This is a genomic window from Nonomuraea sp. NPDC050202 (assembly GCF_040656115.1).
In the GTDB taxonomy this organism is placed as follows: domain Bacteria; phylum Actinomycetota; class Actinomycetes; order Streptosporangiales; family Streptosporangiaceae; genus Nonomuraea.
The window spans coordinates 159676-183653 of sequence record NZ_JBFALF010000010.1 but is presented as its reverse complement, the minus strand read 5'-3'; the positions used below and the strand labels follow the sequence as shown (position 1 = coordinate 183653).

The following is a 23978-nucleotide window of genomic DNA, read 5'->3' as shown; positions in this document are numbered from 1 at the left end:
GGCGTCACGCTCATCGGCGGCGACCTGGTCACAATGGGAAAAGGCCAGGTCACGGTGTGCGGGGAGGGCGAATGCGGGCCATCGTCGGCATGGCGGCGGCGGCCGTCCTCGCCACCCCCGCGACCGCCCACGCCGGGACGCCGCCGTGGCGCAAGCTCACGTCCTTCTTCGTCACGCCGTACGCGCCTCACCAGAACGACGTCATCCGGGTGCTCCTGCACTGCCCCGACGAGTCGAACCACGCGATCGTCGGCTCCACCGCGTTCCCCCTGAAGGGCTCCTGGCGCGCCTACCGCGAGGTCGGCGTGGGGCTCTCGGGGCGGGGCTTCGGCAGGCGGGGCGTCATCATCTCCCGCTACGCGCCGCCCGGGCACCACGAGGTGCGCATGAAGTGCGTCAAGGTGACCATCGACAAGGCCACCCACCTCAGGAAGGTCAAGGTACTCGGCCGCGCCTCGGCCCCGCTCCTCGTCCGCGAGTTCCGCGTCAAGCAGTACTTCTGAGGGTCAGCCGCGCAGCACCGCGTACGCCCGCACGGTGAAGGTGCCCATGCCCCGGACGGCGGGCGGGGCGGCGTGGAAGGCGAACGGGCGTCCCGCCAGCCGCTCCAGCCCGGTCAGGTGCTCCACCACCGGGATGCCGGCGGCCAGCAGCTTCGTGTGGGCCGGGCGGGAGGGGTCGCCGACGTCGTCGATGTTCACCGAGTCGATGCCCACGAGGGCGGCCCCCTGCTCCACCAGCCATTCGACGGCGTCCGAGGTCAGGAACGGGTGCGACGGGTGGCCATACTGCTCCGTGCGCCAGTGCCGGTCCCAGCCCGTGTGCACCAGCACCGCCCTGCCGCGCACCTCGTGCTTGTCGAACGCCTCGTGCCCGATCGCCCGCGGCTCCCCGGCGGAGACCAGCACCCCCTCCAGGTTCACCAGCTTCGACAGGGGCAGCTCGCTCAGGTCGTGGCCGTCCGCGTAGCGGTGGAACGGCGCGTCGAGGTAGGTGCCGGTGTTCGCCACCATGCCGATGCGGCCGATCTGGAACTCCGTGCCGGGGGCGTACCTGCCGCGCGACGCCTCCCTGGAGACGTGGTCGGCGATCTCGGGCCCGGGCAGCCCCGGGTAGGTGATCATGCCGTGCTCGACGACATGCGACAGATCCACCAGCTCGTTCATCCCGGCCCCTCCGTGCTCGACGCCCCGAGCCTATCGCTGCTGGGCGAGCCACTCCTCGAAGGTGGTCGGCGCGATGCGGGCGCCCTCGCCGGGCAGCAGCGCGTTGCCGGCCATCTCCGGGCCGAACATCGTCGACCACGCCGGCACCAGCTTCACCTCGCGCCCGCGCGCCTGATGCGTGCGGCGGGCCATGTCCACCAGGTCCTGCGGCTCGGGCCCGGCGACGTCGGCGTAGCGTCCCTTCGGGTCGCCCACCGCGACCTCGGCCAGCACCTCGGCCACGTCGGCCGGCGAGATCGGCTGCACGAGCAGCGGCGCGATCGTGGCCACGCCGTCCTGCTCCGTCCAGCTCGACACCATCGCGGCGAAGTCGTGGAACTGCGTCGCCGGCACGATCGTCCACGGCACCGGGCCCGACTCCACCAGGCGTTCCTGCTCGCGCTTGCCGGCGTAGTGGGCGTTGCCCACCACCCGCCGCAATCCCACGATCGACAGCAGCACGTGGTGGCGCACGCCGGCACGAGCCTCGGCGTCGAGCAGGTTGCGCGTGGTGGCGGCGAAGTAGGCCACCGTCTCCTCGGGGGATCCTCCCTGGCCGTTGATCGTGTCCACCACCGCGTCCACTCCGGCGAGCGCGGCGTCGAGCCCCTCGCCGGTCACGAGGTCCACGCCGAGGGATCGGCTGATGCGCACCACGTCATGGCCGTCCCGTTCGAGGGCGGCGGTGGTGAGGGCTCCGATGTTCCCGGTGGCGCCGGCGACGGCGATCCTCATGATGATCTCCTTCTCGAATCTCGTATCGCCCCGACCGTATCTCGGACTAAATAGATCCGCAATATCCGCGATATGCTGTCGATCGTGAAGCTGCCTGTGAGTACCGAATGGCTGTTGCACTGCGCGACGTCGCTGGCCCAGCTCGAGCCGGGCGCCACCGCGTCAGCGGCCCAGCTGGCCGACTACTACGACCTCCCCGCCCCCTACCTGGCCAAACAGCTCCAGGCGCTCGTCCGGGCCGGGGTGCTGTCGGCGACGACCGGGCCGAGGGGCGGGTTCCGGCTGGCGCGGGCGGCTTCCGAGATCACGCTGCTGCAGATCGTCGAGGCGGTGGACGGCGCGTCGACGCCGTACGAGTGCCGCGAGATCCGCCGGCAGGGGCGGGGCGCGCTGCCGCCCGAGGAGTGCCGGAGCATCTGCGTCCTGGCGGAGAAGATGGCCGGCGCGCACCGGGCGTGGCGGGCCAGCCTCGCCGGGGTCTCGCTCGCCGACATCCTCGCCGAGCTGCCCGCGCACGCGCCGGAGCGCACCAGGTCCCGCCTCACCGGCAGGACATGACGAGGGCGCACGTGCGGCCGTTCGCACGTGCGCCCAGGTCTTCAGGGTTACTCGCGCACCTCGATGGCGGCGCCGGGGCAGACCGCGGCGGACTCGCGGACCGCCGCGTGCTGGTCCTCGCCCGGCTCGGCGTTCAGCAGGATCACGATGCCGTCATCCTCACGCTGGTCGAACACCTCGGGCGCGATCAGCACGCACGAGCCGGCGCCGCAGCACTTGTCCTCGTCGACGGTGACCTTCATATCCGCATTCCCTCCTCGTTGATCGCTGTCACCAGCGGACCGGCACCGTACGCAGGCCGCCGACCGCCAGCCCCTCCACCCGCTCCAGCTCCGCCACCGGCACCGCCAGCTCCAGCGTCGGCAGCCTGCGCAGCAGCACCTCCAGCACGACCTGCAGCTCGGTACGGGCCAGCGACTGGCCCAGGCAGGAGTGGGCGCCGGAGCCGAAGGCCAGGTGCGGGTTCGGGCTGCGGGTCAGGTCCATCTCGGCCGCGCCCTCGAAGGCGTTCTCGTCGCGGTTGGCCGCGGCCATGCTGCAGATCACCGTCGTGCCCTTGGGCAGGTTCTCGCCGCCGATCTCCGCCTCCACGGGCAGGTAGCGGGGCAGGCCGAAACCGGAGTTGGCGTCCAGGCGGAGCGTCTCCTCGACGGCGCCGCGGATCAGCGACGGGTCGGCCACCAGCGCCTCCCAGCGGGTGCGGTCGGCCAGGAGCATGGAGACCATCTTGCCGATCATGTTGGCGGTGGTCTCGTGCCCCGCGACCAGCAGCGCCATGCCGGTGACGATGATCTGGAGGTCGGCCAGCCCGCCGTCGTCGGGGCCGCCGGCCGCCAGCAGCTCGCTCAGCAGGTCCTCGCCCGGCTCGGCGCGCTTGGCGTCGATGAGGTCGGACATGTACTGGAAGAACTCGGCCTGGGCGGCGTCGATCTCCTCCTTGCTGTAGCGGGTCAGGTTGAGCAGCGTGTCCGACCAGTACGAGAACCTGTCCCGGTCCTCGGCCGGCACGCCGAGCATGTCGCAGATCACGTACACCGGCAGCGGGAACCCCAGCGTCGCCCGCAGGTCACCGGGGGCGCCCCGCTTGACCAGGTCGTCGATGAGGTCCTCGGCGATCTGCGCCATCTGGGGCCGCATGGCGGCCATGCGCTTGGCCGTGAACCACTTGCCGACCAGGCGCCGCCAGTGCAGGTGCCCGTCGCCGCTGTCCGGGATGATCTCGGCCAGGGCGCTGTTGAACACCCCCGTGCCGTCGGCCGTCAGCCGGGCCGCGTCGGGGGCGGTGAGCTGGCGGGTGAAGCGCGGGTCGGCCAGCACCTGCTTGACGTCCTCGTAGCGGGTGATCAGCTTGGCCGAGTCGCCGCTGGGCAGCTTCACGTGGGCCACCGGGCAACCGCTGCGCAGCTCGGCCCACTCCGCGGGCGGGTCCAGCGCCGCGTCGTTGGGGATCGGATAGCTCAGGACCTGCTCGTTCACACTCATTCGGCATTCTCCTCGTGCGCGGATCGTTCGGCCGCCCCCGGGCGGCTCGTGTCATGCCTGGATCGCTGGTGATGGCCTGTCACGCGGTGGTGACGGGCCGGGGTGGCGAGGGGCTGCCGTCACGCGGTGGTGACGGCCGGGTGCGAGGTGCGGCTGTCACGCGGTGGTGACGGGCCGGGCGGTGAGGTGCTGCTGTCTCAGTACGCGGGCCTGCTTCGGCATGTTCCAGCCGAGCACGCCGGTGACCTGGCCGTTCTCCCGGTAGAGCGCGGCGAAGCGGCCCTGCTCCGGGTCGCCTTCCGCGATGCTCACCTCGGCCGCCGCCGACGGCAGGCCGTGGGCCTGGATCTTGATGTCGTACTGGTCGGTCCAGAAGTACGGGATCGGCTCGTACGCGCGGTCGGCGCCGAGCACGTTGGCGGCCACCACCTGGGCCTGCTCGGTGGCGTTGGTGCGGTTCTCCAGGCGCAGCCGCCTGCCGAGCCCCTCGTGCCACCAGGACGCCACGTCGCCGACGGCGTAGACACCTTCGGCGGCGCGGCAGCGGGAGTCGCACTCCACGCCGTCGCCGAGCGGGAGCCCGCTGCCCGCCAGCCACCCGGTCGCCGGGCGGGAGCCGATGGCCACCACGACCGCGTCGGCGGGCAGCAGCTCGCCGGTGGCCAGCCGTACGCCGGTGACCCGCCCGCCGGCCGAGGTCAGCTCCTCGACCGCGACGCCGAGCCGCAGCACCACCCCCCGTTCCACGTGCGTGCGGGTGAGCAGCTCGGCTGCCGGGCCGCCGAGCTGGTCGGCGAGGATCGCCGGGCCGAGGCCGACGAGCGTGACGTCGAGGCCCAGCTTGCGGGCCGTCGCGGCGACCTCGCCCCCCAGCACGCCCTCGCCGACGACCACCAGCCGCCTGGCGGCGGTCAGGTGGGCGCGCAGGGTGAGCGCGTCGTCCAGGCCGCGCAGCTCGTGCACCCCCGCCAGCCCCCGCTGCCCCGGGAGGCGGCACGGCGTCAGCCCCGTGGCGATGACGACGGCGTCGCCGCGCAGCACCCGGCCGGTGGCCGTGCGCACCTCGCGGGCGGCGGCGTCGAGGGAGACGGCCGGCTCGCCCCGGACGAACTCCGCGTCCAGCGCATCGAGCTGCGCCTGCGTACGGAGCTGGGCCCGGCCCGGCTCCCAGTCGCCGGCCAGGACCTGCTTCGACAGCGGCGGACGGTCGTAGGGGAGGTGCGGCTCGGCGTCGAGGAGCGTGAGCCGCCCCTGGTGGCCCTGGCGCCGCAGCGCCTCGGCCGTGCTCAGGCCGGCGGCCGAGGCGCCGACGATCAGGACGCTGCCGGGCGGGGTCACGCCGCCCCGCTCCGGCGAGAGGTGGCCCTACCTGCAGGAATCCGCATGTGACGTAGTCCTTTCCCTCGTGTCGCCCACAGATTACCCTACATCTGTAGGAAAACCTGCACATGTAGGTAGACGGTAGGGTGAAGACGTGGCAACGAGCAGAGCAAGCAGCACCTCCACCCCGGGCGACCGGCGCGTGCGCCGCACCCAGGCGGCCCTGGCGCGGGCGCTGCTCCAGCTCGTCGAGGAGCAGGACCTGTCCCGGATCACCGTCGCCGACGTGGCCGAGCTCGCCGGGGTGAGCCGCTCCACCTTCTACGACCACTACCGCGACGTGCACGAGCTGGCCGAGGCCGCCTGCACGGCGATGATCGACAACCTGATCGAGGCGCTGCCGGGCGACTTCAACGTGGCCGACCCCGCCGAGGAGGCCACCCAGTCGCTGGAGGCGTTCTTCGCCAGCCTCGCCGAGCACGCCGGGCTCTACCGCGCGCTGCTGGGGCCGCAGGGCAGCGCGCGCGTGGCCGACCACATCCGCCACCGCAGCACGGCGGCCATCCAGGAGCGCCTCCAGGAGGCCATCGACAGCGCCGGCGTGCCCGAGCGCGCCAGGGCGGTGCTGGACCTGCCGCTGGACGTGCCCGCGGCGTTCACGGCGGGGGCGCTCATCGGCGTGGCCGCCGAGTGGCTGCGGGGCGGCTGCCCCCGCCCTCCGGCCGAGATGGCCGCCCTGACCTGGCCGCTGTTCCACTCCCTCTACCGCATGGATGCGACGCCGCCTTCCTGATCGCGCCGGTGATTGTGCCGATGCGCGAAGCCGGCGGGCGGGGGAGCATCGGTCGGGGCCGGTGGCCGGGAGGGAGAGCGCCCGGTGCGGCCGGCTCCCTGGGCCCCGGAAGGAGATCGCGCGATGGCGCCATTCCCCAGAACGGTACGGATCGCGGGCGCGGCACTGCTCGCCGCGAGCCTGCTTCCCGCTTCGACCGCCTCTGCCGCTTCGGCGGCTTCAGCTGTTTCCGCTGCTTCGGCGGCGCAGGCTGTGACCACCTCGACCACCTCGACCACCTCGACGGCCTCGACCACCTCGACGGCCTCGGCCGCTTCGAGCTCTTCGGCCGTCGCCACCGCGGTCGACGTCCCGCGGGTCGAGGGCCCGCTGCCAGGGGCTCCGCCGGGTGACCCCACCTCTCCGGAGCTGTCGGAGACCTACCCGTGGCTGGCCACCGACGCCGACCTGCGCGCGCTCGGCTACGTCGAGCAGGAGTTCCACCTGTCGGGCAACGCCGACGCCTACAGCGCCACGGGCGAGCTGCTCGCCGCCGACGTGCCGTACCGGACCAGGGTGATCGTCCGCCGCCCGGCGAGCCAGGCCACGTTCAACGGAACCGTGCTGATGGAGTGGCAGAACGTCACCGCAGGATACGACCTGGACGCCCTCTGGAGCACCGAGCAGCTCACCCGCGCCGGGTACGCGTGGGTCGGCGTCTCCGCCCAGCGCGTGGGCGTGAACCAGCTCCGCCAGTGGAGCCCCGCCCGCTACGGCACCCTCGACGTCACCGGCGGCGGCCTCTACATGACCGACCAGCTCTCCTACGACGTGTTCTCCCAGGCGGCCAAGGCCATCAGGGCATCGGCCCGGCCCGCCCTCCTGGGCCGCCTGCGGGCCGACACCGTGCTGGCCATCGGCGCCTCGCAGTCGGCAGGCCGGCTGACCGTCTACTACGACGCCGTGCTGCCGCACATCGAGAGCGTCTTCGACGGGTACGGCCAGATCGTCGGCCCCGCCCCCACCCGCGCCGGCGCGGAGCCGGTCTTCCAGGTGCTGTCGGAGACCGACGTGCGCTCGCCCGTGCGTCCGCCGGACACCGAGCGGTTCCGCCGCTGGGAGGTGGCCGGCAGCGCGCACTCCGGATGGCACGGCTACAGCGCCCGCGTCCCGCTGCTCGCCCGCGACCTGGGCGCCCCGCCGACGTACACGTGCGCCAGGCCGCCGTTCAGCCGCGTCCCGCTGCACCACGTCCTGGCCGCCGCCTACGACCATCTGACCCGCTGGGCCCGGCGTGGCGCCGCGCCGCCCACCGCGCCGCCGCTGGAGTTCGCCGCCGACGGCACCAAGGTCCGCGACGAACTGGGGCTGGCGCGCGGCGGCATCCGGCTGTCGCAGGTGGCGGCGCCCACCGCGCTGAACACGGGCGACAACTCGGGGGAGACGTTCTGCGTGCTGTTCGGCACGCACATCCCGTTCGACCAGGCGCAGCTCGCCCGGCTGTACCCGACGCACAGCCACTACGTGGCGGCGGTCGTCCGCGCGGACGCCCACAACGTCAGGGCCGGTTACCTGCTCCCCGGCGACGCCCGCCAGAACCTCATCGACACCAGGCCATAAAGGTCAACGCAGGAACCTCAGCCCGACGACCGCCGAACAGCAGCCGCAGCCGCTCGGTGTCGCCGCGATGCCGTTGACACCCTCCAGCACCACCACCGTCCCCCTGACCGGCCCTCCCATCCAGCGCCGAGGCCCGACCCCGCTTTGCCGTCGAACGTCTTTTCGATTACGCTCCTGCCTCGTGGCCCCCATCCTCACCCTGGATTCGGCACGGCGGCTGGCCGTGATGTGCCAGCATCTGGCCGGCCCGCGCCCCGGCGCCGACCTCGAGGGCCTGCGCGCCATCCTGCGCAGCCTGCGCTGCCTGCAACTCGACCCGGTCAGCGCGGTGGCCCGCAGTCACCTGCTCGTGCTCTGGAGCCGGGCCGGCCGCTACGACCTCGCCGACCTCGACGCGCTGCTGTGGCGGGAGCGCTGGCTGTTTGAGTACTGGGCCCACGCCGCCTCGATCGTGCTGGCCGAGGACTACCCGATCCACCACCTCATGATGCGCCGCTACGCCACGGGCGAGTCCGACTACGCCCGCATGGTGCGCGGCTGGATCGAGGCCAACGACGCCTTACGCCGCCACGTGCTCGACCGCCTGCGCGAGGAGGGCCCGCTCCCGCCGGGTGCGTTCGAGGACCTCGCGGCCGTGCCGTGGAAGTCGACGGGCTGGACCAACGGCCGCAACGTCGAGCGCATGCTGGACTTCCTGTGGACGCAGGGCCACATCATGGTGGCGGCCCGTCAGGGCCGCACCCGCCACTGGGACCTGACGGAGCGCTGGCTCCCCGGCTGGGCGCAGGCTGAGCGGCTCTCCCAGGAGGAGGCGGTGACCCGAGCGGCCGAGCACGCCCTGCGCGCCCTCGGCGTGGCCCGCGTCCCCGACATCGAGCGCCACTTCACCCGCGCCCGCTACCCGGGCCTGGCCGGCGCGCTCTCCGCCCTGCACCGCTCGGGCCGCGTCGTGCAGGTCGCGGTGGAGGGCGGCGACGAGGTCTGGTACGCGCACGCCGACGCGCTCGCACTCCTGGAACGCGACGCCTGGCAGCCGCGCACCACGCTGCTGTCACCGTTCGACAACCTCATCTGCGACCGCGAACGCACCCAGCGCCTCTGGGGCTTCGCGTTCCGCACGGAGATGTACGTCCCCAAGCACAAGCGGCAGTACGGCCACTACATCATGCCGATCCTGCACGGGGAACGGCTGATCGGGCGGCTCGTTCCGCGCGTGGACCGGCGGCGCGGGGTGCTGGAGATCGAGGGCGTGTTCCCGGAGGGTGACACCACCACCGACCCGAGCACCGTCCGGGCCGTCACGGAGGCGATCACCGGCCTGGCCGCGTTCGCCGGCGCCCGCGAGATCGTCTACGGCGAGAAGGTGGCAACGCCGTGGCGGGCGGCCGTCGCGGGGTGAGGGACACCTGAGGCCGCGCCTCGCGTCCGCCCGTCGTGCTCTCGGACCGGCGGTGGGCTGGGCGGGGTCGGGCATCCCGTACCGGCCTTGATCGGTGCCGCCAGGACGACTAGCCTGATCGCCGTTCTGAAGGAAGGCGGGGCCGGGCGATCGTGTCACGCGGGAAGAGCCCGGCCACGACGAGTTGCCCGACCACGCCACCGTGGAGTGCGGGGGCGACTGAGGATGAGTGCCGAAGAGGACTTCAAGCAGGTCGGCGCCGAACTGGCCGATCTGGGTGTACGGGTCTCCAGGATGATGGGGAGTCCCGCGCTCAAGGATCAGGCGGGCAAGGTGTTCGCGAGCCTGCAGCGTGATGGCGCGATGGTGTTCCGGCTGGTCAGGGATACTCCTGAGCACGCAGCCGCGCTCCAGTTGGCCGGTGCGTCCCTGTTCGACCCCTCGGGGCAGGGCAGGGAGATGAAGGATTGGGTGGTCGTGCCCCACTCCTCGGTCGAGAGGTGGACGGATCTGGCCGAGGCCGCCCTCAGCCGCCCGCGCTGATCGGCAGGCCATCTCGGCGGCCCTGCCGCATGGCGTCGCCGGGGTGCTGCCGTCGCGGTCGGGAGCCCGGTCGCATGCGACGTCACCTCAGGGGGCGGTCCCCGCGTGCGACGTTACGGGTGAGGTCGGCCCGCTCTTGCAACCTTCGTCCCGTGGGGTGTGGGCCGTTCAGGCGTGTTCGCCCCTGTGGGCGGGCGTCTCGCCGCTCCTGGCCCTGGCCGACTTGAGGTTGGCCTTCTTCATCTTGTTGCCGCATGTCGCCATCGAGCACCACCGCCGCCGCCCACCACGGCTGGTATCCACGAAGAGGCCCCCGCACGTGGCCTGCTCGCACCGCTTGATCATGCCATCCCCCTGCCCCCCGAGCGTCGCGATGGCGTCGAGCGCGACGACCGCGAGCGCGGCCCGTGCCGGATCGGTCTCCGGGAGCCGCCACCGCGCACGCCCGCCGTCGAGGACGAGCCGCGCCCGGTGACGGGAGCTCCACCGGTTGAGCAGTTCCTCGTCGGAGGGATCCGGCACACCCCCTCCGGCGACGGCGGTGCCGGCCCGGTGGATGGCTTCGCGTAGTTCGCGGGCGTCCCGGAGGAGGGCTTCGGAGACCGGCAGGCCGGCCTCGCCGAGCCCGTTGGCGGCCAGCCAGGCGCTCAGCCGTTCCGGGGTGGGGATGCGCTCCACCGGATCGCCGCGCCGCTCGGAAAGCGTGGCGACGAAGCGGAAGGCGAGGATCTCGTTGCCCAGGCGGAAGCCCTCCGCGCCGCGCGGATCAGCGCTCATGCCAACAGGTGAACCGGTCATGGTGGTTCATTCTAGGGGAAGCCCGGCCCGCCGGGCGCAGGTTGACATGGCTCCGATGAACCGTCTAAACAGGTTCATGTGAACCACTCCAACCGCATCACGGGCTTCGGTACGGTGACCGGCGTCCCCTGGCTCCCCGAAGGCTTCGCGGACGTCTTCGACAGCACCCTGGTCCGCGTCGGCGACGTCCGCCTGCACACCGTGCAGGGCGGTGCCGGACATCCCCTGCTCCTGGTCGGCGGCTGGCCGCAGAACTGGTACGTGTGGCGCCACGTCATGCCTCGCCTGGCTGAGCACTTCCGCGTCATCGCGGTGGACCCGCGCGGCGTCGGACGCTCCGACAAGCCCCACGGCGGCTACGACACCGCCACCGTGGCGGCCGAGCTCGTCGCCCTCATGCGCACGCTGGGCCATGACCGCTTCGCCATGGCCGGCCACGACGTGGGCATGTGGATCGGCTACGCCCTCGCCGCGGACCACCCGGCGGCCGTCGACCGCCTCGCCCTGGTCGACGCCACCATCCCCGGCCTCGCGCCCGACATCCCGATCTTCGGCCCTGAGGCGCAGAACGACATGCTCTGGCACTTCTCGTTCAACCGGAGGCGCTCCGTCAACGAGCTGCTGGTGCGCGGCCGGGAGCACATCTACTACGGCGACCAGTTCCAGCTCAAGGCCGCCCGCCCGCTCCCCGCCGAGGCCGTCGCCTTCTACGTCGAGACCATCGCCCGCGATCCGGAAGCGCTGCGCGCCAGCTTCGACTACTACCGGGCCACGGACGACAACATCGCCCAGAACGACCGCCGCAAGCAGCGTCCCCTCACGATGCCGGTCCTCGGGGTCTCCGGCGCCCGCGGCCAGGGCGAACGCCTCGGCGCCCTGCTCGCCTCCGTGACCGAGCGGTTGAGCACCGCCGTCCTGCCCGGCTGCGGCCACTACGTCCCCGAGGAGAGCCCCGACGCCCTCCTCGGGCACCTCCTGCCCTTCCTGCGTGAGACGGCTTCCGGGGCTGGTGTTACTGACGAGCCGCAGGGGGAGTTGGGCCGGTTTTGACGCCGGGGCGGGATGCGGCTTCCCGCCCGCGGGGCAGCCCGACAGATGACTGCAAGGCGACGGCTCTCCGTGGGGAGCAACGGTCGCGAGGAAGCAGGATTCGGGGGTACCCGCGATGCGGACCACCATCACCAAGCTCGCCATCGCCGGCGCCGCAGGTGTGACAGGCCTGCTCGGCGCGGCGGCGACCGCGCAGGCCGACGCGGGCACCGGGCCAGTACGGACCCAGGATGACGCCGGCACGGGGCAAGTGCAGACCCAGGATGACGCCGGCACGGGGCAAGTACGGACCCAGGATGACGCGGGGGCAGGCCAGGTGCGGACCCAGGATGACGTGGGCACGGGCCAGGTACGGACCCAGGCCGCCCAGCCGATGGCGGACGACGACGGCCTGCGCGTGGCCGACCCCGAGGGCGCCCCCGTGCGTGCCGGCCCCGGCCCCGCCTACGAAGTCGTCGACCGCATGGACTACGGCGAGCCGGTGCAGTACGACGAGACGACCGGCTACGTCGAGATGACCGAAGAGGAGGCGGCCCAGATCGCCGAGCTGATGGCCGGCGACGACATGCCCGGCGACTCGGCGGCGTATGACGTGTACCGCGGGCTGACCGGCGACGACATAGCCGCCTCCGCCGCCGTGCCCGCGCAGGCGGCGAGCGGCTACCCGGCCGCGTACGTCGTCCAGCAGGTCGCCGACGCCATCGGCCCGAGCACCTCGGAGAGCGCCTGGCTGAACGTGGACAACGGCTACGTCTGGCTGGGTGACGTGGAGCCCGACTGAACCCGCGGAGCCGGGACCGGCGGCCGTTCCATGGCGCCGCCGCTCTCACCCCAGGTCGGGCCGGAGCGGCCGCACGGAGTCGCGGACGATGATGTGCGTGCCGAGCAGGACGTGCCGGCCCGGCGCCGCCTTGTCCTGGCCGCGTTCGAGCGCCAGGCGCACGGCGGTGCGGCCCAGCTCCTCGTGCGGCACGTGCACGGTGGTGAGGTCGATGTCGGCGGAGGGCGGCAGGTCGTCGAACCCGACCATGGAGATGTCGTCGGGCACCCGCAGCCCGTGCTCGCGCAGGGCCTGGCGGGCGCCGGCGGCGATGAGGTCGTTGCCGGCGAAGACGGCGGTGAAGTCGGGCGGCCCGGCCGCGAGCCGCTCCCGGATCATGCGGTAGCCCTCGCTGCGCTCCATCGTGCCGTCGACCTCCAGGCCCGGATCGTGGGGGACGCGGTGGTCGGCGAGCGCGTTGCGGTAGCCGGTGATGCGGCTGTCGGAGGTGGTGTAACCCTCGTGCCGGCCGAGGAACAGGATGCGCCGATGACCCGCCGAGAGCAGGTGGCTGGTGATGGCGTAGGCGCCGCCGGTGTTGTCGTACTCGACGACGAGGGCGGGCACGTCGGGGCCCAGCGTGGGCCGGCCGCACAGGACGAGCTGCGAGCCGGCCGCCGCCAGCGCGCGGGCGTAGTCGGCCATGCGCTCGCGGTAGGCGTCGTTGTTGACGACGTTGCCGACGAGGATCACGCACTCGGCGTGCTCCTGCCGCATGAGCTGGACGGTGGCCAGCTCGCGCTCCGGGTCGCCGCCGGTGGTGCCGACGATGCACAGCTTGCCCTCGAGCGCGGCCTGCGTCTGCACCCCCTGGGCGACGTGGGCGTAGTGGGGGGAGACGACGGAGTTGACGATGATGGCGACGCTGCGGCTGCTGGCCCCGGCGAGGTTGCGGGCGTTGGCGTTGGCGACGTAGTCGAGCTCGCGGACCGCCTTCATCACCTTGCTGCGGGTGGCCGGGGCGCTGGGATAGGAGCCGGACAGGATGCGGGAGACCGTGGCCACGGACACCCCCGCGTGCGCGGCCACGTCGCGGATCGTCGTCGGCCGCCGCTCCCCGCCTTCGGACGCCGCACGCCGGACCATGCCACCTCCCCAGTGAAACAACCGGGTAAACCGCTTACACGGCATGTTTCCGCCCGGCGGTCGCGGTGTCAAATCGCCTCACGACCTCCCGCACCCGAGCCGGAGAGTGAAACGCTTACTATGCGAAGCCATCCACGGTCTCCATTTTCCCGGCATGTTGGCCTAGTATCCGCTTTATGTCGATGCCCGAAGAGCACTCTCGTGAACACTGGGAGGCCATGGCGGACCACCTGCTGGCCGCCGTGCTGCCGTATGCGACCGACGGTCTCGCCCAGTACCGCCTGCCCGGCAGGGCCAGCAGGTCGGGGCCGGTGAGCGACGGTCTCGAGGGGTACGCGCGCACGTTCATGCTGGCCGCGTTCAGGATCGCGGGGGCGGGCGGCGACGTGCCGCCGGGGCTGCTGGAGCGGTACGCGAGCGGCCTGACCGCCGGCACCGACCCGGCGCACCCGTACGCGTGGCCGGCGCTGACCGACATGTCGCAGCAACTCGTCGAGGCGGCCTCGATCGCGCTGGCGCTGCACGAGACGCGGCCCTGGCTGTTCGACCGGCTCTCGCCCGCGCAGCAGGAGCGGGTGGTGGACTGGCTGGCCGGGTTCGTGGGGCGGCGCACGCCGGAGAACAACTGGGTGCTGTTCCGGGTGATCGTCGAGCAGTTCCTGGCCGGGGTGGGCGGGCCGTACGAACCGGCCGAGATCAGCGGCGGGCTGGAGCGCATCGAGGAGTGGTACGCCGGCGACGGCTGGTACTCCGACGGCAAGGGCAAGAACTTCGACTACTACTGCGGCTGGGCACTGCACCTGTACCCGTCGCTGTGGGCCAGGATGAGCGGCGACACGGCCAGGCGAGAGCTGTACGCCGGCCGGCTGCGCCGCTTCCTGGAGCAGTACCAGCACTTCTTCGCCGCCGACGGCGGGCCCGTGCACCAGGGGCGCTCGCTGACGTACCGGTTCGCGACGGTGGCGCCGCTGTGGCTGGGCGCGCTCACCGGCGCCTCGCCGCTGCCGCCCGGCCGGACCCGGCGCATCGCCGGGCGGGTGCTGCGCCACTTCGCCGAGCGCGGCGCGCCGGACGAGCGCGGCCTGCTCTCCCTCGGCTGGTACGACCCCTTCCCGCCCATCGCGCAGTCCTACTCGGGGCCGGCGTCGCCGTACTGGGCCAGCAAGGCGTTCCTCGGCCTCCTGCTCCCGCCCGGACACCCGGTCTGGACGGCGCCGGAGGAGCCCGCGCCCGTCGAGACGGCCGACCGGACGCTGGCCATGCCCGCCCCCGGCTGGCTGCTGCACACCACCAGCGCGGACGGCGTCGTACGCCTGATCAACCACGGCAGCGACCGCGACCGCGTCCAGCCCCCGGACGGCGCCCCAGACCCCTACTACACCAAGCTCGCCTACACCAGCCACACGGGCCCCGAGGTGGGGGAGCGGGCGCGGGGCGTGGACAACCACGTGACCGTCATCGCGCCCGACGGCACCGCCTCGCTGCGCCGCTTCATCGAGCCGCTCGCCGTGTCCGACGGCTTCGCCGCCTCGGCCTACCAGGACGGTCCCGTACGGGTGGTGACCGCCTCCATCGTGGACGGCGCCGCGGAGATCAGGATCCACCGCGTCACGGCCCCGGCCGGGCACCAGGTGCGGGACGGCGGCCACGCCCTCGCCGCCCCGGCACCGCCCGCCCTCCGGCAGAAGGACGGCCTGGCGCTCGCGGCCCGCCCGGACGGGCTGACCAGCGCCGTGCGCGCCCTGCGCGGCTTCACGGGCACGGGCCTGGTCACGGCCGCGGGCGCCAACGCCTTCGGCCATCACTCCGCCACCCCGTACGCCTTCGCGGCGTCCCACCCGGGCGGCACCGCGCTCTACGTCAGCCTCGTCCGGCTGGCCAGGTCGGAGCAGGACCCGCCCGCGCCGGCCGTGCGCGTCGAGCCCGGGGACGTGGTCGTCCTGTCCCTTCCCGGGGGCGGGACGGTGACGGTCGACATGGGCGCGGAGACGCCGGCGGCGCGTCGGCACTATCCCGCGGAGCGGCGCCCGTAGACGCCCGCGTGACTGCCGGCGGGGCGGGCCGCGGAACACCTGGGTACTCCCCACGTCGTCATCGGGAACGGGCCTGCTCCGCCGGCCGTACCCTCAAGTCCCTCCTCCGGCATGACGACCGTGGCAGGCCCGCCACGAAACGCTGTAGGGCATGAACGTGACAGCGAGCCGCCGGACGAGTTTCGCCGGCTGGGCCGGCGATCACGCCTTGGCACTGGACACCCTGGACTCCCGGCTCGCCGTGGACGATCTCGAACCGCTTCGCGACATCGTCGGCGGCGCGCGGGTCGTGGCGCTCGGCGAGAGCTCCCACCACATCCGGGAGTTCTACCAGGTACGCCACCGCATCCTGCGCTTCCTGGTCGAACGGTGCGGTTTCGAGGTGTACGCCTTGGAAGCCCCGTTCACCCAGGGGCAGGTCCTGGACGGCTGGGTCCGCGCCGGCCCCGGCACCGTGGAGCAGGTCGCGGCGGACGGTATCGCCCTGTCGCTGGGCCGGTGCCGGGAAATGCACGAGACGCTGACCTGGATGAGAGAGCGGAACCTGACCGCCGCAGCGCCGCCGTTGCGGTGCCTGGGCACCGACCTGCCCGGGGCCGCGGGATCGCCGCTGCCCGCGCTGGAGGAGGTGGCCGGCTACGTGCGCCGGGCCGCCCCGGAGGCGCTTGCGGCGCTGGAACAGGCGGTCAGCGTGGCGCGGCGCTTCCACGACCCCGTGACCATCACGGCGCTCGGCCGCTACCAGAGCCTCGGCCCCGGCGAGCAGGACCTGCTCACCAGCGCGCTGAGCCTGCTGATGGGGCACCTGCAGCGCCTGGCTCTCGTCCAGCGCGCCCGCGGCCACGGGGCCGAGCACGACACGGCCATGTGGCACCTGCGCGGCGCCTGGTACCTCGACCAGCTCCATCGCGCCAACGCCCAGGAGGGCTTCGAGTCCGCCTCGACGTTTCGTGACGTCTACATGGCCGAGTCCGTACTGCGCCTCCTGGAGGGCGGCACGCGGGTGGTGCTGGCGGCACACAACTGGCACATCCAGCGCACACCGGCGGCCGACAGCCAGGGGAACCCGCTTCTGCCGGCCGGCGCCCACCTCGCTGCCGCCCTGGGAGACGACTACCGGGCCATCGGCGTCACGTCGAGCCTGGGCCGCACCACCACGCTGGGGGAGCCGACCCCGGAGCGGCCCCAGGGCGCCTGGTACGACGCGCCGCTCCCACCGCCCGCCGAAGGCAGCATCGAGGCGGCGTTTCCCACCGACCGGCTCTGGACGCTCGCCGACCTGCGCGCGGCCCGTCCGCACATCGACGACGCGGCGTCCTTCCAGCACTCGCGCATGGCCGACTATTTCCTGGACATACCGGTGTTCGAGGCGTTCGACGCCATCGCGCACGTGTCGCGGACCACCGGCACCGATCACGTGTTGACACGCGCCGAGGGGTGAAGTCGTGCACGCCGCGCCGAGCGGGTCGAATACAGCCAGCCGGTGCTCTACAGCCATTTCAAGGGCAAGGACGCGATCGTGGCCGCCGTGGCGGTGGAGGGGTTCGCCGACCTGGCCGAGGAGTTGCGCGCCGCCCGTACGGAGGCGGGGGACGCGGCCGGCGCTCTGGCGGGTGTCGCGCGGGCGTACACGTCCTTCGCGGGCCGGCGGCCGGCGCTCTACGACGCGATGTTCCACCAGAGGGTGGACCTGCCGTTCGCCGATCCCGAAGCGCCGCCCGCCCTGTGGGCGGCGTACGGCGAGCTGGAAGAGGCCGCGCGGCCGTTCTCCGGCGATGAGGGCGAGCTGGGGCTGCTGGTCGAGACGTTCTGGGCGGCCCTGCACGGTCTGGCGACGCTCATGCGCTCAGGCAGGCTGCCCAGCCACGACCATGACAGAAGGCTCGCCCTCCTCCTGTCCCGCTTCACCGCCTAGGGCGCCGCTCCACCGCGGGCACGGGTCCGCGCGGCGCCCGGGCGGCTCAGGACGACCCGGCACCTGACAGGGCGCGCAGGGCATCGGCGGTGAAGTCGTCGAGCGGGTAGAAGAGCTCGATCGCCAGCTCGGACAGCGTCACGTCGGCCGGAGCGCCGAACGTGGCCATGGTGCTGAACATCGCCAGCTCACCGAACGGGGTGCGGATCCTCAGGGGCACCTGGATCGGGCTCGGCCGGTGTCGCGAGGCTGCGTTCGGGTGAGCTTCTTCGCTCCTCGACGGGATCGGGTAGCCGGACACTTCCTCGTGCAGACGGTGGAGCTCGGTGTCTCCGGTGGCGTTGACCTGGCGTGACAGCCGTTCGAGGAAGAGCGCTCTGACCTCCTCCAGGTTGGCCAGCCGCGCGGCCAGCCCATCGGGGTGCAGGGCCAGCCGGAACACGTTCGGCCGCGGCTTCAGCAGGTGCGGCGGGATGCCGTCCATCAGGACGCTCATGGCGCGGTTGCCCTGCAGCACGTTCCAGACCCGGTCCACCACGACGGCGGGGTACGGCTCGTGCGCCGTCAGCATGGTCTCCAGCGCGGACCGGATCGAGGCCATGTACCCGTCGTCCAGGCTGCTCTCCCGGTAGGCCGGGGCGTAGTCGGCGGCCAGCAGCAGCGTGTTGCGCTCGCGCAGGGGCACCTCGAGTGCGGCGGACAGGCGCAGCAACATCGTGCGGCTCGGGCGGGCGCGGCCGTTCTCCATGTACGACAGGTGCCGCGCCGAGGTCTCGGCCAGGTTGGCGAGATCGAGCTGGCTGAGCCTGCGGCGCTGCCGCCACTCCCGCAGCAGGGCGCCCACCCGTGACGGCTGTTCCACGTCCATGCCGAGGAGGATAGGCCACCCCCAGGTGGGCGCCGCCATGACCTCGGAGGTTATTGAGCGCGTAACCCCCGCGGTGACATGGTCTTCTCCGGCCAGGATCCACTCAGGCGAAGGAGACCTTGGATGAGCACGCCCACCGGAGAGACCGCCCGGCGTCCGCAGACGGACACCGCGGGCCCGCTGCGCACCATCTTGCGGATCGACGGGTGGAGCACCGCCGTCTTCGGCGTGGTCATGCTCGCCGCCGCCCAGCCCCTCAGCGGCCCGCTCGGCCTGCCGACCGCCTGGTCCATCCCGTTCGGCGTGGCCATGCTGGGCGGGGCCGCGGCGCTCGGCCTCATCGCTGCTCATCCGCGGATCCCCGCCCGACATGTGGCGTTCGTCGTGGCGGGCAACGCGCTGTCGTGCGTGGCGCTGCTGGCCTTGGCGTTCACGGAGGTGATCCCGCTGACCGGTCTGGGGGTGGCGTTCATGCTGGTCGGCGCGCTGGTGGTCGCCGTCTATGCCGGGCTCGAACTGGCCGGGCTCCGGCGGCTGCGGGGTGGGCGATGAGGTGAAGGTGCGGGGTGGGATGGGGTGGTCGGAGGGGCATGATCGGTATACGTTCGGGCGATACCGGTCCTCCTCCGAAGGAGCGCGTACCGTGCGATCACGGTTTCTGGCCGCGCTGACGGCCCTGCTGGCTCTCGTCCTGCCCGCTCCACCGGCCACCGCCGCAGTCCAGGACGACCTGCTGGAACGGCTCAAGGCCATCCCGGGACTGACCGTCGTGTCGGAGACCCAGCCGTCCGGCTACCGGTTCTTCGTCCTGTCCTACACGCAGCCCGCCGACCACCGGAACCCCGGCAAGGGCACCTTCCAGCAGCGCCTCACCCTGCTCCACCGCTCGGAACAGGCGCCTGTCGTGCTCGCCACCAGCGGCTACGGGCTGCCCGTGAACCCGGCTGCCTCGCGTACCGAGCCCACCCGCCTGATCGACGGCAACCAGGTCTCCGTCGAGCACCGCTTCTTCCGCTCCTCGCGCCCCTCCCCGGCCGACTGGGACGACCTGACCATCTGGCAGGAGGCCACCGACGAGCACCGGATCGTGCGCGCACTCAAGACGATCTACTCGGGGAAGTGGATCCAGACGGGCGGAAGCAAGGGCGGGATGACCTCCGTCTACCACCGCCGCTTCTACCCGGGCGACGTGGACGGCGTGGTGGCCTACGTCGCGCCCAACGATCCGATCAACCCGCTGGATCACGCCTACGACCGGTTCTTCGCACGGGTCGGCACCGAGGCGTGCCGTACCGCGCTGGAGAACGTGCAGCGTGAGGCGCTCGAGCGGCGCGAGCGGATGGTGGCGCTGCTGGAGGCGGACGCCGCGCGCAACGGCTACACCTTCGCCAGGACGCTGGGCAGCGCCGACCGGTCGTTCGAGATGACGGTCCTCGACACGGCGTGGGCGTTCTGGCAGTACCTCTCCGTGGCCGACTGCCCGTCGGTGCCGTCCGCGAGCGCGACGGACGAGGAGCTGTACGCCTGGATCGACAACGTCGCCTCCTTCGCGTTCTACACCGACCAGGGCATGGAGTACTACACGCCGTACTACTACCAGGCGGCCACCCAGCTCGGCTGGCCCGACCTCGCCTTCCGGCACCTGCGCGGGCTGACCCGTCACCGCGGGCTCTACCAGCCGAACGCGGTGCTGCCCGCCGAGCTGCGCTCCCGGCACGATCCGTGGCCGATGCTGGACGTGGACCACTGGGTGCGTACGCGCTCGGAACGCATGCTGTTCGTCTACGGCGAGAACGATCCGTGGAGTGCCGAGCGGTTCACCCCGAGCGGGCGTGACTCCTACCTGTACGTGGCGCCGGGCGCCAACCACGGAGCCTCCATCGCGTTGCTGCCCGAGGCAGAGCGGGCGGCGGCGACGGCCACGTTGCTGCGTTGGGCGGACGTCTCGCCGGCCCGGCGGGCCCCGGAGGCGGCGCCGCCTCTTCCGGACGATCCGATGCTCCCCGACCGCCACCGATCGTCCTGAAGCCGGAGTACGGTCGCCGCCCCCAGGACTTCAGCCGAGGACGGTCGCCGCCGCCCCCCACGACTTCAGCCGCTCCCGCACCTCGTCCCGGGCCGGCAACGCCAGCGCCTCCTCGTACGCCTGCTCCAGCAACGCCCCGATCCCCACCCGTTCCCCTGTCTCGGCCGACCGGACGGCTGCCTCGACCATCGCCAGGCTCCGCACGTTGCCGTTGATCGCCCCGTCCGGCTCCGCGCCGGTCCGCACGGCGCCCACGAACTCGGCGAGTGCCCCGGCGATCTGCTCGTGCGCCGCCGGCGCCACCTCCTCGGCCGGCCCGGCGACGCTGGAGGTGACGCACCGCTCCCCGTCCCACGTAGCGGTGCCGCCCGCGCCGACGGCCCGCCATTCGCCGTTCCAGGACGTGTCCCGCCCCTGCGCGCACCAGCTCCCGGTGAACACGTACCGGGTCCCGCCGGAGAACAGGAAGGTGGCGGTGGCGGAGGCGTCGCCCTGGTACCAGCTCCAGGCGGGGTTCCAGCTCTCGCACACGACCGAGACCGGCTCCTGCCCGAGCAGGTGGCGGGCGGCGTCGAAGGCGTGGATGGCCATGTCCACGAGCAGCGGCTGCGGCATCTCGTCGCGGAACCCGCCGAAGCGCGGGGCGCGGAAGAAGTCCGTGGTGAGCAGGCCGGGGGTGCCGAGCTCGGCGATCCGCTCCCGGAAGGCGGCCAGGGCGGCGAAGTACCGGCGCGACTGGCTGATCATCAGCAGCCGCCCGGTGGCCTCGGCCGCCGCGGCCTGGACGAGCGCCTCGGCCAGGGTCGGCGCGGCCGGTTTCTCGCACAGGACGGGCACCCCGGCGAAGAGCGCCTCGATGTTCACCGCGCTGTGCGCATCGGGGACGGTGACGTTGACGACGGCGTCGGGCTCGGTCGCCGCGAGCAGCTCGCCGAGCGAGCCCGCCACCTTGACGGCCCCGCCGCCCGAGCCCCGCGCCGAGCCCCCCGCCGAGCCACCTGCCGGGCTGACGGCTGAGCCGCCCGCCGAGCCGCCCGCCGGGCTGACGCCCGAGTCGCAGACCGCGCGCACGGCCGCCTCCGCCCGGGCCACGTCGAGATCGGCCACCCCCACCAGCTCGACGTCCTCGGCGGCGGCCAGCGTACGCAGCCAGGCCAGCCCCATCGCCCCCGCCCCCACCTGCACCACACGAAGCGGACGCCCGCTCACTGGGAGCCCTCCTTGTTGTGCATCGCCCCCCGGTACCCGTGCCCGTTGAAGAAGTCGCCCATCTCGTACCGCAGCAGCGTCGGCATCTCCCGCCGCGCCGGGTCCCCGGCCGCCCACTCCACGCCGTTGGCGATGACCTGCAGCACGTCCGGATGGTGGTAGACGGGATAGTCCTGATCGCCGGGGCTGAAGTAGAAGATCTTCCCGTTGCCGCGCCGGAACGTGCACCCGCTGCGGAACACCTCGCCCCCGGTGAAGGAGCTGATGAAGATCAGCTCGTCGGGCGTCGGGATGTCGAACTGCTCGCCGTACATCTCCTGGGCGGGGATCTCGATCGGGTGCGGGACGCCGCGGGCGATGGGATGGGTCGGGTTCACCGTCCAGATCAGCTCGCGGTCGTTCTGGCTGCGCCAGCGCAGCGTGCACGTGGTGCCCATCAGCTTGGTGAAGATCTTCGACCAGTGACCGGAGTGCAGCACCAGCAGGCCCATGCCCGACAGCACGTGCCGGTGCACGCGCTCCACCACCTCGTCCGCCACCTCCGCGTGGGCGGCATGCCCCCACCAGGTGAGCACGTCGGTGTTCGCGAGTGCCTCTTCCGTCAGGCCGTGCTCGGGGTCGTCGAGGGTGGCGGTCCTTACGGCGGCACGCTCGCCCAGCCGGGCCTCGATGCCGCGCCGGATGGCGTTGTGCATGCCGTCCGGGTAGATCTTGGCGACCTCGGGCTCGGCCTGCTCGTGGCGGTTCTCGCCCCACACCAGGACACGGATCGTCATGTTCGCAGATCTCCTTACTTGACGGCGCCGGCGACGGCGCCTGCCGCGATGTAACGCTGCGCGAAGATCAGGAGCAGGGCCGCGGGGACGGAGGCGAGCACCGCCGTGGCCATCACCGTGTCCCAGTCCTGCGTGTTCGCGCTGATGTAGTCGTAGATGCCGAGGGTGATGGGCCGGACTTCCGGCGTGCTGGTCAGGGTCAGGGCGAACAGGAAGTCGCTCCACGCCGACAGGAACGTGAACAGCGCGGCGGTCACGATCGCGTTCTTGCTGATCGGCACGACGACCGAGACGAACGCCCGTAGCTGGCCGGCCCCGTCCACCATCGCCGCCTCCACGAGCGCCCGCGGGATGGACCCCATGAACGCCCGGATGAGCAGCACCGCGAACGGGATGCCCGCGGCGGTGTTGGCGAGGATCAGGCCGAAGACGTTGTTGATCAGGAAGAGGGAGTTGAACAGCGGGTAGAGCGCGTTGGCGATGACCATGGCGGGGATCATCTGCGTGATCAGCAGCACCAGCACGAAGGTGTTCGTGCCCCGCGAGCGGAAGCGCGACAGGCCGTAGGCGGCGGGCGTGGCGACGACCAGGGTCAGCACCACGGTGCCGAGCGCGATGAGCAGGCTGGTGACGAAGTTCTGCCCCTGCTCGGAGATGGCCTTCGCGTACCCGGAGAGCGTCGCGTCGAGCGGGAACCAGTCCCGGGTGGTGGCGCCGGAGCTGGACTGCAGGCTGCTGTTGACCATCCAGTAGACCGGGAAGAGCATCACGGCCAGGAAGAGCACGCCCAGCGCGGTCATGGGGAGTCGGCGGACGTTCGGGTTCATTCGGACGGCTCCCGGCGCGAGAGGTACAGGTAGACCAGGGCGAAGACGAGCGAGACGACGATGAGGACGTTGCTGATTGCGGCGCCTTCGCCGAAGTTGAACTCCACGAACGACTTGTTGTAGGCGTTCGTGGCCAGCGTCTGCGTGGAGTTGGCCGGCCCGCCGCCGGTCAGGCCGAGGATGATGTCGACGACCTTGAGCGTGTAGACCACGCCGAGCACGATGACGACGCTCACCACGGGGCGCAGGTTCGGCCAGGTGATGTGCCTGAACGCCTTCCAGCCGGTCGCGCCGTCCAGCGAGCCCGCCTCGTACAGCTCCCTGGGCACGGCCTGCAGGCCGCTGTAGAGGATCGCGACGTTGAACGGGATGCCCAGCCAGATGTTGACGCCGATCACGCCGGCGAGCGCGAGCGTGGGATCGACCAGCCAGGGCACGGCCGGGACGCCGAACAGGCCGAGGAACTGGTTGAGCGCGCCGCTCTCCTGGTCGAGCAGCCATTTCCAGACCGCGCTGGAGGCGATCAGCGGGATCAGCCACGGCAGCAGCAACATCGCGCGCAGGAACCCGCTGAGCGGGAAGTTGCGCCGGAAGAACAGCGCCAGCGCGAGCCCGATCGCGAACTGGAAGGTGATCGACCCGATCGTGAACAGCGCGGTGTTCACCAGCGTCGTCGTGAACAGGTAGCTGGACAGGATCGTCACGTAGTTGGCCAGGCCGACCCAGGGCGCCTGGCCGCTGTAGAACGTCGAGGTCGTGTACTCCTGGAAGCTCATGACGACGTTCTGGACGATCGGGTAGCCGAAGAACATCGCCACGAACACGACCGCGGGCAGGCAGAACAGCCAGGGCGTGGCCCGCCGGAGCAGCCGCGTCCACAGGAACGCGCGCCGCTCGCCCGCCGCGACGGAGAGGCTCAGAGGGGCCGAGGTCATC

The 23978-nt window shown here is 72.3% G+C and carries 25 protein-coding genes; 13 read left to right on the top strand and 12 right to left on the bottom strand.

Going from position 1 to position 23978, the window contains the following annotated elements; genetic code table 11:
• Positions 1 to 71 precede the first annotated feature (71 nt).
• A complete protein-coding gene (locus AB0I79_RS27035; protein ID WP_357877952.1) occupies positions 72 to 503 on the top strand; it encodes a hypothetical protein in 432 nt (143 codons plus the stop codon).
• A gap of 3 nt (positions 504 to 506) precedes the next feature.
• Here the strand turns inward: AB0I79_RS27035 and AB0I79_RS27030 are convergent, their stop codons facing one another.
• Both AB0I79_RS27030 and AB0I79_RS27025 read right to left on the bottom strand, forming a co-directional pair.
• Positions 507 to 1166, bottom strand: coding sequence for a cyclase family protein (locus AB0I79_RS27030; RefSeq protein WP_357877949.1), 660 nt, complete (start codon positions 1164 to 1166; stop codon positions 507 to 509).
• 30 nt (positions 1167 to 1196) lie between these two features.
• Complete coding sequence (locus tag AB0I79_RS27025; RefSeq protein ID WP_357877946.1) at positions 1197 to 1940, bottom strand: NAD(P)H-binding protein; 744 nt, start codon at positions 1938 to 1940, stop codon at positions 1197 to 1199.
• 84 nt (positions 1941 to 2024) lie between these two features.
• Between AB0I79_RS27025 and AB0I79_RS27020 the strand changes: the two genes are divergently transcribed.
• Positions 2025 to 2498 carry an Rrf2 family transcriptional regulator gene (locus AB0I79_RS27020; protein ID WP_357877943.1) on the top strand — a complete coding sequence of 158 codons (474 nt, stop codon included), beginning with the start codon at positions 2025 to 2027 and terminating at the stop codon, positions 2496 to 2498.
• Positions 2499 to 2545: 47 nt separating this feature from the next.
• Here AB0I79_RS27020 and AB0I79_RS27015 read toward each other — a convergent pair whose 3' ends face one another.
• The 3 genes from AB0I79_RS27015 to AB0I79_RS27005 all read right to left on the bottom strand — a co-directional run bounded on the left by AB0I79_RS27015 (position 2546) and on the right by AB0I79_RS27005 (position 5318).
• A complete protein-coding gene (locus tag AB0I79_RS27015; protein ID WP_357877940.1) occupies positions 2546 to 2740 on the bottom strand; it encodes a ferredoxin in 195 nt (64 codons plus the stop codon).
• 28 nt (positions 2741 to 2768) lie between these two features.
• Positions 2769 to 3980: a cytochrome P450 gene (locus AB0I79_RS27010; protein WP_357877937.1), complete on the bottom strand. Its 1212-nt coding sequence runs from the start codon at positions 3978 to 3980 to the stop codon at positions 2769 to 2771.
• Between the two features lie 156 nt (positions 3981 to 4136).
• Positions 4137 to 5318 carry an FAD-dependent oxidoreductase gene (locus AB0I79_RS27005; protein WP_357877934.1) on the bottom strand — a complete coding sequence of 394 codons (1182 nt, stop codon included), beginning with the start codon at positions 5316 to 5318 and terminating at the stop codon, positions 4137 to 4139.
• A gap of 136 nt (positions 5319 to 5454) precedes the next feature.
• Here AB0I79_RS27005 and AB0I79_RS27000 point away from each other — a divergent pair, with 136 nt between their 5' ends.
• From AB0I79_RS27000 to AB0I79_RS26985, 4 genes are all read left to right on the top strand, one after another.
• Entirely contained in the window at positions 5455 to 6093 is a 639-nt protein-coding gene (locus tag AB0I79_RS27000; RefSeq protein WP_357877931.1) for a TetR/AcrR family transcriptional regulator C-terminal domain-containing protein, read from the top strand.
• Between the two features lie 252 nt (positions 6094 to 6345).
• Entirely contained in the window at positions 6346 to 7692 is a 1347-nt protein-coding gene (locus AB0I79_RS26995; protein WP_357877929.1) for an alpha/beta hydrolase domain-containing protein, read from the top strand.
• 181 nt (positions 7693 to 7873) lie between these two features.
• Positions 7874 to 9091 (top strand): crosslink repair DNA glycosylase YcaQ family protein, encoded by a 1218-nt coding sequence (locus AB0I79_RS26990; RefSeq protein WP_357877927.1) that lies wholly within the window; start codon positions 7874 to 7876, stop codon positions 9089 to 9091.
• Positions 9092 to 9316: 225 nt separating this feature from the next.
• Entirely contained in the window at positions 9317 to 9634 is a 318-nt protein-coding gene (locus tag AB0I79_RS26985) for a hypothetical protein (protein WP_357877924.1), read from the top strand.
• 168 nt (positions 9635 to 9802) lie between these two features.
• On the opposite strand, the gene AB0I79_RS26980 is transcribed toward AB0I79_RS26985, so the two are convergent.
• Positions 9803 to 10411: an ABATE domain-containing protein gene (locus AB0I79_RS26980; RefSeq protein ID WP_357877921.1), complete on the bottom strand. Its 609-nt coding sequence runs from the start codon at positions 10409 to 10411 to the stop codon at positions 9803 to 9805.
• A gap of 99 nt (positions 10412 to 10510) precedes the next feature.
• On the opposite strand from AB0I79_RS26980, the gene AB0I79_RS26975 reads away from it, so the two are divergent.
• Both AB0I79_RS26975 and AB0I79_RS26970 read left to right on the top strand, forming a co-directional pair.
• Positions 10511 to 11482 (top strand): alpha/beta hydrolase, encoded by a 972-nt coding sequence (locus AB0I79_RS26975; protein WP_357877918.1) that lies wholly within the window; start codon positions 10511 to 10513, stop codon positions 11480 to 11482.
• 115 nt (positions 11483 to 11597) lie between these two features.
• A complete protein-coding gene (locus AB0I79_RS26970; RefSeq protein WP_357877915.1) occupies positions 11598 to 12263 on the top strand; it encodes an SH3 domain-containing protein in 666 nt (221 codons plus the stop codon).
• A 45-nt stretch (positions 12264 to 12308) separates the two neighbouring features.
• Here AB0I79_RS26970 and AB0I79_RS26965 read toward each other — a convergent pair whose 3' ends face one another.
• The gene (locus tag AB0I79_RS26965; protein ID WP_357877912.1) at positions 12309 to 13388 is read right to left on the bottom strand and encodes a LacI family DNA-binding transcriptional regulator; all 1080 of its coding nucleotides are present in this window, start codon (positions 13386 to 13388) and stop codon (positions 12309 to 12311) included.
• Between the two features lie 176 nt (positions 13389 to 13564).
• Here AB0I79_RS26965 and AB0I79_RS26960 point away from each other — a divergent pair, with 176 nt between their 5' ends.
• From AB0I79_RS26960 to AB0I79_RS26950, 3 genes are all read left to right on the top strand, one after another.
• Positions 13565 to 15421, top strand: a complete 1857-nt coding sequence (locus tag AB0I79_RS26960) for a DUF2264 domain-containing protein (RefSeq protein ID WP_357877909.1) — start codon at positions 13565 to 13567, stop codon at positions 15419 to 15421.
• A 151-nt stretch (positions 15422 to 15572) separates the two neighbouring features.
• A complete protein-coding gene (locus tag AB0I79_RS26955; protein WP_357877907.1) occupies positions 15573 to 16862 on the top strand; it encodes an erythromycin esterase family protein in 1290 nt (429 codons plus the stop codon).
• Between the two features lie 42 nt (positions 16863 to 16904).
• Positions 16905 to 17336, top strand: a complete 432-nt coding sequence (locus tag AB0I79_RS26950; RefSeq protein ID WP_357877904.1) for a TetR-like C-terminal domain-containing protein — start codon at positions 16905 to 16907, stop codon at positions 17334 to 17336.
• 46 nt (positions 17337 to 17382) lie between these two features.
• Here the strand turns inward: AB0I79_RS26950 and AB0I79_RS26945 are convergent, their stop codons facing one another.
• Complete coding sequence (locus AB0I79_RS26945) at positions 17383 to 18204, bottom strand: helix-turn-helix transcriptional regulator (RefSeq protein ID WP_357877901.1); 822 nt, start codon at positions 18202 to 18204, stop codon at positions 17383 to 17385.
• A 123-nt stretch (positions 18205 to 18327) separates the two neighbouring features.
• Between AB0I79_RS26945 and AB0I79_RS26940 the strand changes: the two genes are divergently transcribed.
• Entirely contained in the window at positions 18328 to 18756 is a 429-nt protein-coding gene (locus AB0I79_RS26940; RefSeq protein WP_357877898.1) for a hypothetical protein, read from the top strand.
• A gap of 91 nt (positions 18757 to 18847) precedes the next feature.
• On the top strand, positions 18848 to 20230 hold the full coding sequence (locus tag AB0I79_RS26935) for a S28 family serine protease (RefSeq protein WP_357877895.1): 1383 nt from the start codon (positions 18848 to 18850) through the stop codon (positions 20228 to 20230).
• Between the two features lie 30 nt (positions 20231 to 20260).
• Here the strand turns inward: AB0I79_RS26935 and AB0I79_RS26930 are convergent, their stop codons facing one another.
• Genes AB0I79_RS26930 through AB0I79_RS26915 form a run of 4 tightly spaced genes read right to left on the bottom strand, consistent with a single transcriptional unit; the run spans position 20261 to position 23977 of the window.
• Positions 20261 to 21439 carry a Gfo/Idh/MocA family oxidoreductase gene (locus AB0I79_RS26930; RefSeq protein WP_357877893.1) on the bottom strand — a complete coding sequence of 393 codons (1179 nt, stop codon included), beginning with the start codon at positions 21437 to 21439 and terminating at the stop codon, positions 20261 to 20263.
• Positions 21436 to 22215, bottom strand: a complete 780-nt coding sequence (locus tag AB0I79_RS26925) for a ThuA domain-containing protein (RefSeq protein WP_357877890.1) — start codon at positions 22213 to 22215, stop codon at positions 21436 to 21438. The genes AB0I79_RS26930 and AB0I79_RS26925 overlap by 4 nt, the downstream gene beginning before the upstream one ends.
• Before the next feature lie 14 nt (positions 22216 to 22229).
• The gene (locus AB0I79_RS26920) at positions 22230 to 23042 is read right to left on the bottom strand and encodes a carbohydrate ABC transporter permease (protein ID WP_357877887.1); all 813 of its coding nucleotides are present in this window, start codon (positions 23040 to 23042) and stop codon (positions 22230 to 22232) included.
• Positions 23039 to 23977, bottom strand: a complete 939-nt coding sequence (locus tag AB0I79_RS26915; protein WP_357877884.1) for a sugar ABC transporter permease — start codon at positions 23975 to 23977, stop codon at positions 23039 to 23041. The genes AB0I79_RS26920 and AB0I79_RS26915 overlap by 4 nt, the downstream gene beginning before the upstream one ends.
• Position 23978: the final 1 nt, after the last annotated feature.

What these genes read in the sequence shown, in the direction of transcription:
- AB0I79_RS27035 (WP_357877952.1), top strand. Translation starts at nt 72, where the DNA reads ATGCGGGCCATCGTCGGCATGGCGGCGGCGGCCGTCCTCGCCACCCCC.
- AB0I79_RS26920 (WP_357877887.1), bottom strand. Translation starts at nt 23,042, where the DNA reads ATGAACCCGAACGTCCGCCGACTCCCCATGACCGCGCTGGGCGTGCTC.
- AB0I79_RS27030 (WP_357877949.1), bottom strand. Translation starts at nt 1,166, where the DNA reads ATGAACGAGCTGGTGGATCTGTCGCATGTCGTCGAGCACGGCATGATC.
- AB0I79_RS26955 (WP_357877907.1), top strand. Translation starts at nt 15,573, where the DNA reads ATGAACGTGACAGCGAGCCGCCGGACGAGTTTCGCCGGCTGGGCCGGC.
- AB0I79_RS27010 (WP_357877937.1), bottom strand. Translation starts at nt 3,980, where the DNA reads ATGAGTGTGAACGAGCAGGTCCTGAGCTATCCGATCCCCAACGACGCG.
- AB0I79_RS26985 (WP_357877924.1), top strand. Translation starts at nt 9,317, where the DNA reads ATGAGTGCCGAAGAGGACTTCAAGCAGGTCGGCGCCGAACTGGCCGAT.
- AB0I79_RS26965 (WP_357877912.1), bottom strand. Translation starts at nt 13,388, where the DNA reads ATGGTCCGGCGTGCGGCGTCCGAAGGCGGGGAGCGGCGGCCGACGACG.
- AB0I79_RS26980 (WP_357877921.1), bottom strand. Translation starts at nt 10,411, where the DNA reads ATGAGCGCTGATCCGCGCGGCGCGGAGGGCTTCCGCCTGGGCAACGAG.
- AB0I79_RS26960 (WP_357877909.1), top strand. Translation starts at nt 13,565, where the DNA reads ATGTCGATGCCCGAAGAGCACTCTCGTGAACACTGGGAGGCCATGGCG.
- AB0I79_RS26915 (WP_357877884.1), bottom strand. Translation starts at nt 23,977, where the DNA reads ATGACCTCGGCCCCTCTGAGCCTCTCCGTCGCGGCGGGCGAGCGGCGC.
- AB0I79_RS27015 (WP_357877940.1), bottom strand. Translation starts at nt 2,740, where the DNA reads ATGAAGGTCACCGTCGACGAGGACAAGTGCTGCGGCGCCGGCTCGTGC.
- AB0I79_RS27025 (WP_357877946.1), bottom strand. Translation starts at nt 1,940, where the DNA reads ATGAGGATCGCCGTCGCCGGCGCCACCGGGAACATCGGAGCCCTCACC.
- AB0I79_RS26925 (WP_357877890.1), bottom strand. Translation starts at nt 22,215, where the DNA reads ATGACGATCCGTGTCCTGGTGTGGGGCGAGAACCGCCACGAGCAGGCC.
- AB0I79_RS26940 (WP_357877898.1), top strand. Translation starts at nt 18,328, where the DNA reads ATGAGCACGCCCACCGGAGAGACCGCCCGGCGTCCGCAGACGGACACC.
- AB0I79_RS26970 (WP_357877915.1), top strand. Translation starts at nt 11,598, where the DNA reads ATGCGGACCACCATCACCAAGCTCGCCATCGCCGGCGCCGCAGGTGTG.
- AB0I79_RS26945 (WP_357877901.1), bottom strand. Translation starts at nt 18,204, where the DNA reads ATGGACGTGGAACAGCCGTCACGGGTGGGCGCCCTGCTGCGGGAGTGG.